At 65.8% G+C, this 14,584-nt stretch carries 16 protein-coding genes; 8 read left to right on the forward strand and 8 right to left on the reverse strand.

What is annotated here, in order from left to right; genetic code table 11:
* Positions 1-23 precede the first annotated feature (23 nt).
* On the reverse strand, positions 24-1,028 hold the full coding sequence (locus V5F68_RS00070) for an asparaginase (protein ID WP_394012772.1): 1,005 nt from the start codon (positions 1,026-1,028) through the stop codon (positions 24-26).
* A gap of 639 nt (positions 1,029-1,667) precedes the next feature.
* Between V5F68_RS00070 and V5F68_RS00075 the strand changes: the two genes are divergently transcribed.
* The 8 genes from V5F68_RS00075 (at position 1,668) to hpxZ (ending at position 8,263) form a co-directional block, all read left to right on the forward strand.
* Complete coding sequence (locus V5F68_RS00075; protein WP_394012771.1) at positions 1,668-2,840, forward strand: ABC transporter substrate-binding protein; 1,173 nt, start codon at positions 1,668-1,670, stop codon at positions 2,838-2,840.
* A gap of 3 nt (positions 2,841-2,843) precedes the next feature.
* Positions 2,844-3,599: an ABC transporter ATP-binding protein gene (locus V5F68_RS00080; protein WP_394012770.1), complete on the forward strand. Its 756-nt coding sequence runs from the start codon at positions 2,844-2,846 to the stop codon at positions 3,597-3,599.
* On the forward strand, positions 3,596-4,318 hold the full coding sequence (locus V5F68_RS00085) for an ABC transporter ATP-binding protein (RefSeq protein ID WP_394012769.1): 723 nt from the start codon (positions 3,596-3,598) through the stop codon (positions 4,316-4,318). The genes V5F68_RS00080 and V5F68_RS00085 overlap by 4 nt, the downstream gene beginning before the upstream one ends.
* Positions 4,319-4,330: 12 nt before the next feature.
* Positions 4,331-5,203 carry a branched-chain amino acid ABC transporter permease gene (locus tag V5F68_RS00090; RefSeq protein ID WP_348847655.1) on the forward strand — a complete coding sequence of 291 codons (873 nt, stop codon included), beginning with the start codon at positions 4,331-4,333 and terminating at the stop codon, positions 5,201-5,203.
* Between the two features lie 13 nt (positions 5,204-5,216).
* Positions 5,217-6,158: a branched-chain amino acid ABC transporter permease gene (locus tag V5F68_RS00095; protein WP_394012768.1), complete on the forward strand. Its 942-nt coding sequence runs from the start codon at positions 5,217-5,219 to the stop codon at positions 6,156-6,158.
* Positions 6,159-6,184: 26 nt separating this feature from the next.
* Positions 6,185-6,874, forward strand: a complete 690-nt coding sequence (locus tag V5F68_RS00100) for a cyclase family protein (protein ID WP_394012767.1) — start codon at positions 6,185-6,187, stop codon at positions 6,872-6,874.
* A 67-nt stretch (positions 6,875-6,941) separates the two neighbouring features.
* A complete protein-coding gene (locus V5F68_RS00105; RefSeq protein ID WP_394012766.1) occupies positions 6,942-7,847 on the forward strand; it encodes a polysaccharide deacetylase family protein in 906 nt (301 codons plus the stop codon).
* 29 nt (positions 7,848-7,876) lie between these two features.
* Entirely contained in the window at positions 7,877-8,263 is a 387-nt protein-coding gene (gene hpxZ, locus V5F68_RS00110) for an oxalurate catabolism protein HpxZ (protein WP_394012765.1), read from the forward strand.
* 22 nt (positions 8,264-8,285) lie between these two features.
* Here the strand turns inward: hpxZ and V5F68_RS00115 are convergent, their stop codons facing one another.
* The 7 genes from V5F68_RS00115 to V5F68_RS00145 form a co-directional block, all read right to left on the reverse strand.
* Positions 8,286-9,323, reverse strand: coding sequence for an AbrB family protein (locus V5F68_RS00115; RefSeq protein ID WP_394012764.1), 1,038 nt, complete (start codon positions 9,321-9,323; stop codon positions 8,286-8,288).
* Positions 9,324-9,487: 164 nt separating this feature from the next.
* Positions 9,488-10,099, reverse strand: coding sequence for an FCD domain-containing protein (locus tag V5F68_RS00120; protein ID WP_394012763.1), 612 nt, complete (start codon positions 10,097-10,099; stop codon positions 9,488-9,490).
* A gap of 327 nt (positions 10,100-10,426) precedes the next feature.
* On the reverse strand, positions 10,427-11,233 hold the full coding sequence (locus tag V5F68_RS00125; protein WP_394012762.1) for an SDR family NAD(P)-dependent oxidoreductase: 807 nt from the start codon (positions 11,231-11,233) through the stop codon (positions 10,427-10,429).
* Complete coding sequence (locus V5F68_RS00130; RefSeq protein ID WP_394012761.1) at positions 11,230-12,234, reverse strand: NAD-dependent epimerase/dehydratase family protein; 1,005 nt, start codon at positions 12,232-12,234, stop codon at positions 11,230-11,232. The genes V5F68_RS00125 and V5F68_RS00130 overlap by 4 nt, the downstream gene beginning before the upstream one ends.
* A gap of 5 nt (positions 12,235-12,239) precedes the next feature.
* Positions 12,240-12,968, reverse strand: coding sequence for a maleate cis-trans isomerase family protein (locus V5F68_RS00135; RefSeq protein ID WP_394012760.1), 729 nt, complete (start codon positions 12,966-12,968; stop codon positions 12,240-12,242).
* Complete coding sequence (locus tag V5F68_RS00140) at positions 12,965-13,759, reverse strand: ABC transporter ATP-binding protein (RefSeq protein WP_394012759.1); 795 nt, start codon at positions 13,757-13,759, stop codon at positions 12,965-12,967. The genes V5F68_RS00135 and V5F68_RS00140 overlap by 4 nt, the downstream gene beginning before the upstream one ends.
* Positions 13,760-13,761: 2 nt before the next feature.
* Entirely contained in the window at positions 13,762-14,574 is an 813-nt protein-coding gene (locus V5F68_RS00145) for an ABC transporter permease (RefSeq protein WP_394012758.1), read from the reverse strand.
* Positions 14,575-14,584 lie beyond the last annotated feature (10 nt).

The following is a 14,584-nucleotide window of genomic DNA, read 5'->3' on the forward strand; positions in this document are numbered from 1 at the left end:
TTTCCCATGGGGCGGGGGGCGGGTCAGCAGCGGGCGAAGATGGCGGCGATCTCGGCGGGATCGTCGGTTCGCGTGAGGGCCAGGGCCAGCAGGATGCGGGCCTTCTGCGGGCTGAAATCCTCGCCCGCGATGATGCCCGCTTCCTGGAGATAGCGCCGCCGCCCGACCCGCCCGCTGGCTGCGCGCGTGCATTGGACCACAGCAATACCGGACGCGACCGCCCGCTCGTAGGCGACGCGTTCCGCCGGCGTGACGAGGCCCGGCGCGAGGCCGGCAGACACGAGGCCGCGTGCCCCGGCGGCGATCGCGGCGTCAATGAAAGTTGCGTCCGCTCCGGCATAGGACATCAGGATATCGACGCGCGGCAGGACAATGTTCGCGAGCGTCGAGAACTCGCCCTCGGGCGCATGGGCCGGGGTGGGCGCGCGATAGATGTGGATGCCGTCTCCGTCGACATGGCCGAGCGCGCCGAAATCCAGCGAGCGGAAGGTGTGCTGGCGATAGGTGGAGGTCTTCACCACATCGCGCGCGGCATGGATCTCGTCGTTCAACACCACCAGCACGCCGAGCCCGCGGGCGAGCGGCGATCCCGCCACGCGTAGCGCGTTGACGAGATTGATGCCGGCATCGCTGCCGAGCGCGCTGGCGGGGCGCTGGGCGCCAACCAGCACCACGGTCTGGGGAATGGCGAGGGTCAGGTTCAGGAAAAAGGCGGTCTCCTCCAGCGTCGCGGTCCCATGCAGGATCACGAAACCGGCGAGATCCGGCTCGCGCGCGGCCGTGGCGTGTATCAACTCGCGCAGCTCCACCCAGTCCGCCGGGCCGATCGCGGTGCTGCCGACGGAGCGGAAAGGAAGGGCCAGCGGGTCCGCCACCAGCTGCACCTCCTTCACTTGCTCAAGGACCTCGCCGATGGCCCGTTTCACGCCGAATTCCGGGTAGTCCATGGTGTCCAGGCTGGACACGGCCCATGAGGAAATCGTGCCGCCGGTTCCGATCACGGCGACTCTGGGAAGAGAGGACGTCATATTCCGCTTCCGTCTTTGCTGGAGGGACGGCCTGATCGACTTCGGGTGGAGTCCAGCCGGCTTGACGATGCGCCGCGGATTGCAAAGTTCGGCGGGGCGGCCGAACAGGCCGCGATCGACAAGGCTGTGATCGGGAAGGCCGATCTCCCTTTTGATGGGCAAGTGCGGAAACGTTAGGACGACTGTTTACAATTTACAATGCTGGAGGTTGGCCATTTCGTGCGAAAGCGCGGGCCCGCGATGCCGGTGATTGCAACATCGGCCTGTACCAGCCCAGCGCGGGAGCCATATTCATGTCGCTGTGCGGATCTGTTGTCTAAGGTCGTGAATTGGAAAAATTCCGTTTCGGGGTAAGTCATCACGGATGTGATGAAGGGCGAATATTTATACGGCGCGGGTTTCCGTCGCACGCTCCATAAGGCAGAGTGGGCACCGCTGGCGCGTGCGCGGCCTGCATCCATATTGCGCCCCTTGCACAAAAATTCATTGTAAACTGTCTACAATTTGTGCTGCTGTTTTATCCTCTGCTGTGCAAAATAAGGTCAGTCGAGCGGGTGGGGCCAGCGGCTGCTGGGATGCGGGGCTGTATTCGCGCGCTGGAGGTCGCCAAACCGCAAGCAGCGGAAGGTAAAGAATCCCATGACGAACGAACAAAAAACGTTGGGCGTCAGCCGGCGCGGCTTCGGCCGCCTTGCCGCGGGCACGGTCCTCGGGCTGGCGATGCCTCCGACGATCGGGCGGGCGCAACCGGCGATCCTGCGGATCAGCAGCGTTCAGGCGATCACGGGGCCGTCTTCTCCTTATGGGTGGCGGGCGCGTGACGGGGCGCAGCTCGTCGCCGACGATATCAACGCCACGGGCCTGACGCTGGGGGGCACGACCTATCGCCTCCAGATCACCACTGAAGACATGGCCAACGATCCGCAGCAGGCGATCACCCTGCTGCGTCAGGCGGCGTCCAACGCGGACGTGCTCGCCGTGATCGGGCCCTCCAATTCGGTTGGATATGTGCCGTCGGTTCCGGCGGCCGGTCAGTTGCAGATTCCGCTCGTGGGCGCCGGCTCGGGAGCGCCGGTAAAGCAATGGAACATCTGGTCTTATCGGGTGAATCCGGTCTCCGAAACGGCCATTCCCGTGCTGCTGCGCAAGGTGCATGCGAAAGTGCCGTTCAAGCGCCTGGGCGTGATCTACGACCAGACGCAGGACGGGCAGGCGGGCGATGCCCAGACCTGCAAGACACTGGCGCAGGAGCTGGGCTACGAAGTCGTGGCTTTTGAAGCTTTCCGCGCCGGTGACCAGGATTTCTCGGCCCAGCTCGCCACCATCCGCAGCAAGAAGCCCGACGCCATGTTCGTCGCCGCCGCCACCGGCGACGGGGTAAAGGTTACGTCCCAGATCCGGGAAGCGGGTTTCACCGTGCCTCTGATGACCGGCTTCGGTTCGTTTCAGGACCCGGTCTATTGGGACGGCACTCACGGCGAGATCAAGGGCTGCTACACGTGGCTCGCGCAGGATCTTGCCTCGCCCACGCCCTCGGTGAAGACCTTCATCGACCGGTACAAGGCGAAGTTTTCGCAGGAGGCGACTTCCTTCTCCACCTACGGCGCTGATGCGCTTTCCACCATCGCGGAAGCTCTGAAGAAGGCGGGCACCCCCTCGCGCGCCAAGCTTCAGGAAGCGCTGTCGGAGCTGGATTTCGTGTCCCCGCTGGGCACCCACATGACATTCCATAACCCGCCGAGCGGCAACAACAATACGCCAAACGTGGTCGCGATCGAGATCACCGGCCGCGGCACCTATACCGCGATCTGACCCGTGCTCGAGATCAGCCAGCTTACGCGGCGCTTCGGCGGCCTCGTCGCCGTCAATGACGTGACGTTCTCGGTGGGGGCCGGCGAGGTGGTCTCCGTTGTCGGCCCCAACGGGGCCGGAAAGACCACCTTGTTCAACCTGATCACGGGGGTGCTCAAGCCGGATTTCGGCAAGGTCGTTCTGGATGGCAAGGATATCACGGGCGCCGCGCCGCATCGCTTGGCGGCCATGGGGATCGCGCGGACGTTCCAGAATATCCGTCTGTTCGGACATCTGAATGCGCTGGAAAACGTGATGATCGGCCAAGTGGTCGGCGGGCGGTCCGGCGTATTCGACGCACTCGCCTGCACGACGCGGGACCGCGCGGATCGCCGCATGATGGTCGAGCGCGCGGAGGCGCTGCTGGATTGGGTCGGGGTCGGCGCGAACCGGTTCCGCATGCCGGGCGAACTGCCCTATGGCGATCAGAGACGGGTGGAAATCGCCAGGGCGCTCGGCCTCCAGCCACGGCTGCTGATCCTCGATGAACCCACTGCCGGAATGGTGGCGCGCGAGGCGCACGCGGTGATCGAGATGATCGATCGCCTGCGCGAACGCGGCATCGCGCTGCTGCTGATCGAGCACAACATGAACGTCGTCATGTCAGCCTCCGACCGCATCGTGGTGATCAGCTTCGGCCAGAAGATCGCCGAAGGCCTGCCCGCCGAGATCCGCGCCGACCCCAAGGTGATCGAAGCCTATCTGGGAGTGGAGGATTGAGCGCGCTCCTGAAAATCGAAGGTTTGGCCGTCTCCTACGGCTCCGTGCCGGCGGTCGATGGCGTGTCGCTGGAGATCGAGCCGGGCGAACTGCGGGTCATCCTGGGCGCAAACGGCGCCGGTAAGACCACCATCATCAAGACGATCATGGGGCTGCTCAAGCCGCGCAGCGGCACGATCCGCTTCGATGGCGAAAGCGACCTGCTGCGGTTGCGGCCGCATCAGATCCACCAGCTCGGCATCGCCTGGGTCCCCGAGGCGCGGCAATTGTGGAACACCATGACGGTGCTCGATAATTTACGCATGGGCGCATTCGAGGTCCGCGACAAGGCCATGGTCGAGCGTCGCATCGGCGAGATGTTCCAACGGTTTCCCCGCTTGGCCGAGCGGCGCCACCAACTGGCGGGCTCGCTCAGCGGCGGCGAGCAGCAGATGGTCGCCATCGCCCGTGCCCTGGTGTCCAACCCTCGCCTGCTGCTGATGGACGAGCCCTCCCTCGGCCTTGCGCCCATCGTGGTGCGGGATGTGTTCGCGCTGGCGCAGGAGATCAATACCATGGGCATCGCGGTGCTGATGGTGGAGCAGAACGCGCGCCAGTCGCTGAAAGTCGCCCACTTCGCCTATCTGCTGGAGCTCGGGCGCGTTGTCGAAGCCGGGCCGGCGGCGGAGATCGCCGGCAAGAAAAGCGTACAGGACGTGTTCCTGGGCGGCAGCGCATAGGACGGCGTCGAGATGGATCTTTTCCTCCAACAACTCAGCAACGGCCTGGTGATCGGCAGTACTTACGCCGTCGTCGCGGTGGGCTTTGCACTGGCCTTCACCGTGTTGCGCGTGATCCAGTTTGCCCATCCGGACGTGTTTATGATCGGCATGTTCACCGGCATGGTGGCGGCGGGATTCGTGCCCGGCGGCGGGCTTGCGGTCGCCTTGCTCGGCGGGGCAGTGGGTTCTACCGCCATCGGCGCCATCATCGAGCGCACCGTGGTCGCCCCTTTGCGCGGGCGGGACGTGCTCACGACCTTGATCGCGACGCTCGGCGTGTCCGTCATCCTCCAGAACGGCATGGCTGTGATCGTCGGTCCTGATCCGATTCCCTATCCGCGCCTGCTGCCGGCCCGGTTCTACGAAATCGGCCCGGTGCTGCTCACCTTGCGCCAGATGTTCTGCCTCGGCCTGTGCGCGCTACTGCTTGTGCTGGCGAGCCTGTATGTGCGGCGCACGCACATCGGGCGCGCCACACGGGCGATCGCCGAGCGGCCGGACGTTGCCGCCGCGTTCGGGGTGGACGTGCGGCGCGTGTGCCAGATCACCTTCTGGCTCGCCTCGACCATGGCGGGCCTCGCCGCCGTGGCGGTGGGATCGCTGTACGGCTCCGCCTCCGCCTTCGTGGGGCTTTTGTATGGGCTGAAGGCGTTCATCTGCATGCTCGTGGCGGGCAATCGTTATTTCGAGGCGGTGATCGCGGTCGGCCTCGCGCTTGGCGTGCTCGAGGCGCTGGTGACCGGCTATGTCTCCTCTTCGCTACGCGATGCGGTGGCCTTCTTCGTGCTGATCGGCGTGCTCTACCTGCGACCGAACGGTTTGTTCGGTTCCTACGCCACTTGAGCCGGAGGCAATCATGCCCAATCTTGCCTTCTTTGAACCGATCCTGATCTTCACCTTGCTGAACGTCGCGATGACGATCGGGCTCTATGTCACCGCGCTTTCGGGGCAGTTGTCCATGGCCACGGCGGCGATCGCCGGCGTGGGCGGCTATGCCTCGGGAATCCTCACGGTCAAGTTCGGCGTCCCGTTCCTGCCTGCCGTCGCGGCGGGCGCGTTCATGGGCGGCGCGCTCGGCTGCGTCCTGGCGCTGCTGACATTGAAAATGCGGGATTTCATCCTGAAACTGACCACGCTCGCGGCGGGTGAGGCGCTCTCGGTGCTGGCGTTCAACTGGGATTACATCGGCGGCGCCAACAGCTTCACTGGGCTGGAGCCGCATACCGGGCTGTTCACCTGCGTCGTGGTCGCGGCCATCGCCTTCTATGTGGCCTGGAGGTTTGACGGCTCGCGCCTCGGCTATGCGGCGCGGGCGGTGCGCGACGACCCGCTGGCGGCTGCTTCCATGGGCGTCTCCGTCGCTCAGGTGCGCATCATTACCTTCGCGCTCGGCAGCGCGCTGATCGGCATGGCCGGCGCCGTGCAAGCCCATTATCTGCTCGTGATCACCCCGTCCCAGCTCGGCTTCTTCGTTTCGCTCAATTACGTCATCTTCCTTCTGTTCGGCGGCGTGCAGACCTTGGCCGGCCCGATCCTTGGCGCCGTGGTGCTCACCGCTTTGCCGGAGGCGTTGCGCTTCGCGAACGAATACCGGCTCATCGTCTACGGGCTGATCATCGTCGGCGTCATGCTGTGGCGCCCCGATGGGCTGCTGACCCGGACCCCGCTCGGCGTCGCCCGCCGCATTCTCGGCTTCACGCTTCGCCCGGCGCGCCTGCCGAAGGGCGCCTTGCGGGCGGAGGATGTGCTTTCACCCATCCTGCCCGGGGACGCTGTCGCCATAACGAAGCGCAATTGAGACGAAGCGCAATTGAGGAGACGCATGTGGAACTCATCGATCTGAGCCGCGAGATTTTTCATCGCACCCAGGTGCATCCCTCGCACCCGCCGGTGGTGATTTCGGTTTGGTATGATCATTCCGAGAAAAAGCGGGCAGGAAATACTGATTTCACGTCCAAGGCTTTGTCCATCGCCTTCAGCGACCATGCGGGCACCCATGTGGATGCCCCCGTTCATTTCGATTCCCGCCCCGAGGCTCAGTCTATCGACCAGATGCCGCTGGAGAAATTCTACACCTCCGCCATCTGCCTCGATCTCTCGCACGTTCCTCTGCGCCATGCGGTGACGGTCGCCGAGATGGAGGCAGCGCTGGCGGCCTCCGGAGAGGAGATTCATCCCGGCGATACGGTCCTGCTCTACATGGCGACCAACGACCGCCTGCTCGGCAAACCCGGTTATCCCCACGAGTTTCCCGGCCTTGCGCTGGAGAGCGTGCATTGGCTGGCGGACAAGGGCATCGGCATGTTCGGCGTGGAGGCGGTGAGCCCGGCGCCCGAGGGCGAGCTGAATTTCCAGGCCCATCTGGCGTGCGCTGAGCGCGGCATTACCCACATGGAATGCCTCGCCAATCTGGACAAGCTGGTGGGGCGCGGCCGATTCCGCTTCGTCGGCTTCCCGCTCAAGATCCGCGGCGGCACTGCAAGTCCCATCCGGGCGGTCGCCATCTTCGAGTGACAGGGCGGGCGAACAGGGGCGCGCGCGGCGCGTCCGTGCCGGCGCCAACCCCAAAAAGGCAAATCTCATGAAGCTTCCCCAGCACGGCCGATACGCCCATAGCGCCCTGCCGCAGCGCCCAGGCTATGCTTGGCCGAACGGCGCGAGCCTGGCGCTCGTGGTCAGCAACAATATCGAGCATTTCGCGTTTCGCGCCGGACTCGGCAGTGACAGCGCCCAGCTGGGGGCGCCGCAGAACCAGCGCAATTACGCTTGGCGCGACTATGGCAACCGCGTCGGGCTCTGGTATCTGCTCGATCTGCTGGACGAGTTCAATCTGCCTTGCGCGCACAATGTGAACGCCGCGGCTTTGGATGCCTGCCCGGAGATCGCGCCGGCCCTGCTGGCGCGTGGCGACGAATTCGTTGGTCACGGGCGCACCAATTCCGAGCGCCAGGACGGATGGTGGGAAGACGATGAGCGCCGCCTCATCGCCGAGAGCCGCGACGCCATTCTGCGGCATGCCGGCACGGCGCCTCAGGGCTGGCTCGGCCCCTATATCGCGGAAAGCGCCTGCACGCTGGACCTTCTGAAGGAGGAGGGCTTCAGCTATGTGATGGATTGGGCGGCGGACGACCAGCCGTTCTGGATGCGCACGCGCTCCGGGCCGCTGCTCTCGATTCCCTATTCGATCGAACTCAACGACAGTCCCGCCATGGTATTCCGCCAGCATACCGGCCGGCACTTCTCGCAGATGATCGTCGATCAGTTCGATGAAATGCTGCACCAGTCGCGCAAATATCCCCTCGTCTGCAGCGTGGTGCTGCACCCCTTCATCGTCGGGCAGCCGTTCCGCTTGCGCGCCCTGCGCGAGGCCTTCGCGCACATGCTCCAGCACCGTGACAAATTGTGGATCACGCGCCCCGGTGAACTCGCCCGCTATGTCGCCGGCCTTCCCAAGGGCGTCGTCCCCGGCAGCGAAGAATGCGAATGACCGGCAAGGCTCAAGAAGGAGACGGAGGCATGCAGATCAATCTCCCCGATGTGCTGGCGGAGGTCGAGGCAGCCTTCGCCCGTTACGAAGCCGCTGTGCTTTCCAACGACGTGGCGGGGTTTGATGCCCTGTTCCGGGACGACCCGCGCACGATCCGCTACGGGATGGGCGAAAACCTCTACGGTTATGCCGAAATCAGCGCGTTTCGCACGGCCAATTCCGGCGCCAACCTCCTGCGCACGCTCTCGCGCACGGTCATCACCACCTACGGGCGCGATGCCGCCACCGCCTCGACCCTCTTTCGGCGGGACAGCCTTCCCGGCAAGGTGGGGCGGCAGATGCAGACGTGGATAAGGTTTCCTGAGGGCTGGCAGATCGTTGCCGCCCATGTGAGCCTGCTCGACGACCCGCACTGACGGGCACGCGCACGTGCCGTGATCAGCCGCTGGAACTGCCGCGCAATTGAAGCGCGGCGAAGCGGGCCAGCCGATAGGCAGGCGCACTCAGCAGGATGATGCAGAGAATCCGCACAAGGTGGAACGCCGTCACCTCCGCCACGCCGAGGTGAAGGGTTTTGGCGGTGATGCTGGTCTCGGCCACCCCGCCGGGCGCGTTCGCGAGCACCATGGTCGCGAGATCGAGGCCGGCATGCCATCCGATCACGGTGGCCATGACCACATTGAAGGCGATCAGCAGCAAGGTGTTGGTGACGGCCGCCGGCACGAAATTGCGCAAGCGCTGGATCATATGGCGCCGAAAGCGGGCGCCCAGGGCAGCGCCGATCAGGACCTGGCTGACGTCCACCATAGGGGTCGGTATGCCCGAGAGCGGGAGTTGCAGCAGGGCGACCGACGCACCGACCACGAGGCCGCCCAGCAGCCAGTTGTTCACCATGTGGATCCGGCCGAGCAGATAGGCGCAGGCGAGGCCCGCGAGGAGCATGCCGATCATTTCCAGGGGCTTCAGCGGAAGCGCGGGCGGCAGATAGCTTTCCGCGCCGTGGACGCCGAAAAACGCGATGGAGACGGGAATGGTCAGCACCACCACCACGATGCGCAGCGATTGGGACAGCGCGACCAGGGCCGTATCGCCGCCGAAGCGCTCCGCCAGGACCGACATCTCGGCGACGCCACCGGGCAGGCTGGCGAAATAGGCAGTGGTGTTGTCCACTTTCGCGGACCGAGCCAGCAGCAGGGACAGCATGCCGCCAGCGAAAATCGAGACCCCGGCCGCGAACAGCATGTAGCCGATATTGGACAGGAGGTGGTCCATCAAGGTGGGCGTGAAATAAAGGCCGACCGCGACACCCGCGATGACCTGGCCGCCTTGGCGGGACCAGGTGGGAACCTCGATGGGCGCACCGAGAAGCCCGAGGGCGGCAACCACAAGCAAGGCCCCGAGCAGCCAGGCGAGGGGTGCCCCCAGCGCCGCCATTCCCGCCCCGCCGACCGCGGCCGCAGCGAATGTGGCTGTCACCCGGATCCAGCGCCTGCGCCTGTTCATACCTGCGACCTCTTACCTATCCCGGGCGGCGCCTTCCCTCCTCGATACGATGCGGAGTGAAAAACTGTCAACAGTTTACACTCGTTTACGGCAGCGGGTTTCAGCGGTCTCCGCAGCTCAGCGATCCGGGAGGGACGTCAGGCGCCCGCGGCGAATGAACGGCGCTTGCCGCCTTGGGCGTGTGCCTCGCCCAGCTGGCGTGCGCGCGCCACGTCTCCGGCGGCCATCGCCGCAAGCAGGGCGGCATGCTCGGCATTGGATTCGCGCATGCTCGCCGCAGACATCAGGGATCTCTGCCGCACGAGATGCATTTCCTTCAGCAGGGATTCATAGGTTTCCTTCAAGCGACGATGGCCGCAGAAGTTCATGACTTGCTCATGGAAGCGCAGGTTCAGCTGGTAGTATAGGCTTGCCTTGTTCTTCTTGACCGCAAGATCCATCTGCGCGAGCAGATCTTCGAGCACGGCTTCCTGCTCGGCTGTCATATGGGCCGCGAGCCGGCTGCACGCGAAGCCGAACAGAACCGCCCGCAGGTCGTAGATTTCGGCTGCCTCGTCTGCCTCGATGGCGCGCACGAAGCTGCCGTGATTGACCACGGAAGTGACCAGCCCCGCGCGTTCCAAGGCCCGCGTCGCTTCACGGATCGGGCCCCGGCTGACGCCGAGCTGAGTGGCCAGGGTTTGCTCGTTGATGCGCTCTCCCGCGCGGATTTCACCGTTGAGGATCATCCGCTCCAGTTCCTTGCGCACGATGTCCGTGAGCGATTGGGTACGGCGCTGCGCGATGGCCGACAGGGCGTCCTCGGATTTGGCCATAAGCGAGTGCTCCGCGCGATAAAAGCTGACCTGTCTCGGTACCAAGCGGCGCCATGTAAACGCAACAAGCGAAACGGCGCGGCACCAGGGATAAGCCTGTCATGAATCGAGGCTATCCAACATTGACGACAGTTTACAACTTTCGTCTAAGGGATCTGTGGAGAAATGTCCATGGCAGGTCCTTCCCCGTATGTCGCGAGGATTTGGAGCGCGCATCCATATGTCTTGACGCTGTCCGGTTGGACGATGCGTGGCTCCCGTTCAGGCGGCCATCCAGCCGCCGTCCACCATCAGATTGATACCGGTGACGAAGCGGGCATCGTCGCTGGCAAGGTACAGGGCGGCGTGGGCGACATCGTCGGGCGCGCCAAAGCGCGGCCACGGCGTGCGGCGGCGGGCACGGTCGAGAACCTGCGGGTCCTGGAGGCGCCCGCCCTGGCCGGTCACGATCTTGCCCGGCGCCACCGCGTTGCAGACGATGCCGTCCTGCGCATAATCGGCGGCCACCTGGCGGGTCAGATAGGCGATGCCGGCCTTGGTGACGCCATAGGCCAGGTCCTCGGGCGCGGCGATCATGCCGTGCTGGGAGGAGAGGTTCACGATGCGCCCGCGCACTTCCGCGCGCGTGTCCTGCTTTAGCATCTGCCGCACGGCGGCCCGGCAGCAGAGGAAAACGCCGGTGAGGTTGACCGCGAGCATGCGGTTCCAATCCTCTTCCGCGAGATCCGTTAGGCGGCGCGGATGGCGGATGCAGGCGTCGTTCACGATCACGTCGAGGCGGCCGAAGCGGGCGACCGTGGCGTCCACCAGCGCCTCCACCTGATCGGCCTTCGAGACATCGGTGCGGTGGAACAGGGCGCTGCCGCCCTCCTGCGCGATCAGCGCGGCGGTGGGCGTGCCGCCCTCGATCACATCCTGCGTAACGTCGGCGATCACCACATGCGCGCCATGGCGGGCGAACAGGCGGGCGATGGCGCGGCCGATGCCGGAGGCGCCGCCGGTGACGATACAGACGCGCCCCGCGAGACGTGGCGTTTCGACGGGCGGTGTTTCGACAGGTGACGTCATGGCGCGGTCTCGCGTGTGAGCCAATGGCCGCCGGCAGCGTCCAGCCACGCCAGATAATCGTCGAGGGCGGCAGGCAGGTCGTAATCCGGCGCAAATCCGGTGTCCGCGCACAGCCGGGCGTTGGCCATGGGCGCGCGATCGTAAGGCATGTAGAGGTCCACGTTTCCGGCCTCGTCCGGCGCGGCGAAGCGCCATCTCAAGCCGGGGCGGCGCAGGGCCAGGGCGTGGCAGAAGTCCGCCAGCGACCAGATGAAACCGGCGGAAAGATTATAGACGGCGTGCGGCAGGCGGGGCGTGTCCATCAGGGCGAGGATCGCGGCGGCGGCGTCGCGCCCATAGAACCAGTCGCGCGGGTGGGCCCGCGGCAACACCACCTCGTCGCCCCGCGCGGCGCACCGGAGCACCTGGAATGGCGGGCTCAGCGTGTCCCGCGCCGAGGTCGCATACTCCCAGGGGCCGAAGCAGGTTCCAAGGCGCCCGACCACGAGATCGAGGCTGGTGAGTTCGGCGAGCCGCAGCGCAACCGCTTCCCCGGCCTCCTTGCTGATGCCGTAGAGCCCCTCGGGCCGAAGCGGTGTCGTCGCCTCGTCCAGCGGCGTGGCGTCCCGCCCGCTCGTGCCATAGGCCGAGCCGGACCCGAGGTAGACGATGCGGCTGATCCCGACGGCGGCCGCCGCTATCATCGCCGAGGCGACGGCGCCCACGTTCACGTCGATGACGGTGCGGGGCGCCGTGCGCTCGCGCTGCGCATCGGCGGTCACCGCCGCCAATATGAGCAGTCTGTCCGCGCCACTGGCGGTAAGGGCGTCTTTGAGGGCGTCCTGGTGTCTCGCATCGCCGGCGATCCATTGGAACCGGCCCGGCAGGCCCGCGAATATCGCCTCGGCGAACGGTGGCGGCGGCGCGAGATCGTAGCCCACGACGCTTTCGCCGCGCGCCAACAGGGCCTCGCAGACCGTGAGGCCGATGAAGCCCGAACTGCCGGTGACGAAGACGCCCATCCGCCTCAGGCCAGATCGCGGAACAGCGAGCCCCATCCGGTGACCCGGCTGGTGTCCACGCCGGCCATGCGCAGGCTCTTCCAAACCACGGTGGCGATGGTGTCGTAGATCGGGATGCCGAGCTCGCGCTCCAGCCCTTCCACCAGCGGGGCGGCGCGCAGATTGGTGCAGATGACCGTGATCGCCTGCGGCCCCAGCGCGGCAACCTCGCGGATCATGCCGGAAATCTGCCCCCCGGTGACGGTGGAGAACGAGAAATTGTCCTGCAGCCCGAGGTGTCGCTCCCCTTTGCAGGCGTGGCCCAGGGCCGCGTAATTGGTGAGGATGCGGCTCTGCACTTCGTCGAGATACGGCGTGACGAAGCCGAGCTCGCGCACGCCCTGGCGCTCCAGGATTTCGTTTAGCGCCAGCATGGAGGTGGTCGCCTTGATGCCGGTGGCGGCGGTGATGCGTTCGCACAGCCGCTCGTCGGCCTCGAACCCGAGCCAGCCGGAGGAGGTGCCGTTCCAGGCGATCACCTCGACCTTGGCGTGGGCGAGAAGCTCCGCGGCGCGCAAGATCTCGGTGTCGTCGAACTGCGCCAGGGCCTGCCGGGAGAGGGCGATCTCGGTGACCTTGAATCGCCCGAAATGGGCGGAGACTTCCGGCAGGCCGGCCACCATGGCCTGGGTCACCGGCTCCAGCACCGTGTTGGACGAAGGGGTGAGCATGCCGAGGAGAACACGGTCACTCATGATGGGTCCGCAGTTTGGAGGAGGGAGGGGGCCGCCGCGGGCTCGTGCCGCAGCAGGTCCAGGATGTGCCGCTTCACGTCGTTGAAGCGGGGGCTGGTGATGTCGCGCGGGCGCGGCAGATCGAGCGGGATGATCTCGGCGATCCGGCCCGGACGGGCCGACATGACCGCCACATGGGTGCCGAGCGTGAGCGCCTCGTCGATGCCATGGGTGACGAAGACGATCGTGCCCTTGTGGCGTTCCCAGATGGAGATCAGCTCGTTCTGCATGTCCATGCGGGTCTGTTCGTCCAGCGCGCCGAACGGCTCGTCCATCAGGATCACGGCCGGGTTCATGAGCAGCGCGCGTGCGATGCCGACGCGCTGGTTCATGCCGCCGGAAAGCTCGGCGGGAAAATGGTTCTCGAACCCGGTCAGCCCCACGAGGTCGATATAGCGCTGCGCCTCGTGGCGCCGCTGAGCCTTCTGGGCCCCGCGCAGCTTGAGGTGGAACGCCACGTTCTCCCACACCGGAAGCCAGGGCATGAGGTTCGGCTGCTGGAACACCACGCCGCGGTCGGCGCCGGGCGCGGTGATGATCTGGCCGTCCACCTTCACGGTGCCGGTGGTCGGCTTGTCGAAGCCGGCGATCATGTTCAGCAAGGTGGACTTGCCGCAGCCGCTCGGCCCCAGCAGGCACAGCAATTCGTTCCGCTTGACCGAGAAGCTGACGTTGCTGAGCGCGGTGACATCGGCCTTGCGCTTGGCGTCCTTGAAGATCTTCGAGACGCCGGAGATTTCGATGGTGGCCATGCTCATCCCTCCACGCCCTGGAGGGTGGTGCCTTGCTGCCAGCGCAGCATGTGCCGGGCCACCGCCTGGATCATGAGATCGCTCAGGAAGCCGAGCAGGCCGATGGAGGCCATGGCGGCGATGACGATGTCGTAGCGCAGGAAATAATAGGAATCCCAAAGCACGTAGCCGACCCCGCTCTTCACCGCGACCATTTCGGCGGTGACCGTGAGCATCCAGGCCGAGCCGACGCCGATGCGCAGGCCGGCGAAGATCGACGGCAGCGCCGCCGGTACGACGATGAAGCGCAGCAATTGGTGCTGGCTGCCGCCCACCATGGCACCGGCGCGGATCAGGTTGCGATCGCAGGTCTTCACGCCGTGGATGGTGTTGAGCAGGATCGGGAAGAAAGCACCGAGGAATACGAGGAAGATCGCCGGCTTGTCGGCGATGCCGAACCAGATAATGGCGAGTGGAATCCACGAGACCGGCGGAATCGGGCGCAGGGTTTGGAGCGTGGGCTCGATCAGCACCTCGATGAACCGGGACCAGCCGATGGCGACCCCGAGCGTCACGCCCATGGCGGTGGCGATCGCGAATCCGGCGGCGACGCGCCAGAAGCTCGCCATCACGTCGAAGATCCAGCGGCCGCTATAGCTCTGCGTGTTGCCGTCGATGCCGAAGATCCAGTCGAGCCAGGCCCATGCCACCGCCGAAGGCGCCGGCAGGAGCGCCGGGGGCAGGGCGCCGGAGCGGGAAAAGGCTTCCCACCCGGCGAGGATCAGGACCGGAACGATGAAACGTTCCGGCCGGCCCCGTCTTAGAATGGCTTGCATCCGCCCGCCC

It is taken from the genome of Roseixanthobacter pseudopolyaromaticivorans (assembly GCF_043195145.2).
Classification (GTDB): domain Bacteria; phylum Pseudomonadota; class Alphaproteobacteria; order Rhizobiales; family Xanthobacteraceae; genus NCEH01.

Coding starts and splice junctions, on each gene's coding strand:
- V5F68_RS00135 (WP_394012760.1), bottom strand. CDS start 12,968: ATGAGTGACCGTGTTCTCCTCGGCATGCTCACCCCTTCGTCCAACACG.
- V5F68_RS00140 (WP_394012759.1), bottom strand. CDS start 13,759: ATGGCCACCATCGAAATCTCCGGCGTCTCGAAGATCTTCAAGGACGCC.
- V5F68_RS00095 (WP_394012768.1), top strand. CDS start 5,217: ATGCCCAATCTTGCCTTCTTTGAACCGATCCTGATCTTCACCTTGCTG.
- hpxZ (WP_394012765.1), top strand. CDS start 7,877: ATGCAGATCAATCTCCCCGATGTGCTGGCGGAGGTCGAGGCAGCCTTC.
- V5F68_RS00105 (WP_394012766.1), top strand. CDS start 6,942: ATGAAGCTTCCCCAGCACGGCCGATACGCCCATAGCGCCCTGCCGCAG.
- V5F68_RS00070 (WP_394012772.1), bottom strand. CDS start 1,028: ATGACGTCCTCTCTTCCCAGAGTCGCCGTGATCGGAACCGGCGGCACG.
- V5F68_RS00090 (WP_348847655.1), top strand. CDS start 4,331: ATGGATCTTTTCCTCCAACAACTCAGCAACGGCCTGGTGATCGGCAGT.
- V5F68_RS00145 (WP_394012758.1), bottom strand. CDS start 14,574: ATGCAAGCCATTCTAAGACGGGGCCGGCCGGAACGTTTCATCGTTCCG.
- V5F68_RS00125 (WP_394012762.1), bottom strand. CDS start 11,233: ATGACGTCACCTGTCGAAACACCGCCCGTCGAAACGCCACGTCTCGCG.
- V5F68_RS00130 (WP_394012761.1), bottom strand. CDS start 12,234: ATGGGCGTCTTCGTCACCGGCAGTTCGGGCTTCATCGGCCTCACGGTC.
- V5F68_RS00075 (WP_394012771.1), top strand. CDS start 1,668: ATGACGAACGAACAAAAAACGTTGGGCGTCAGCCGGCGCGGCTTCGGC.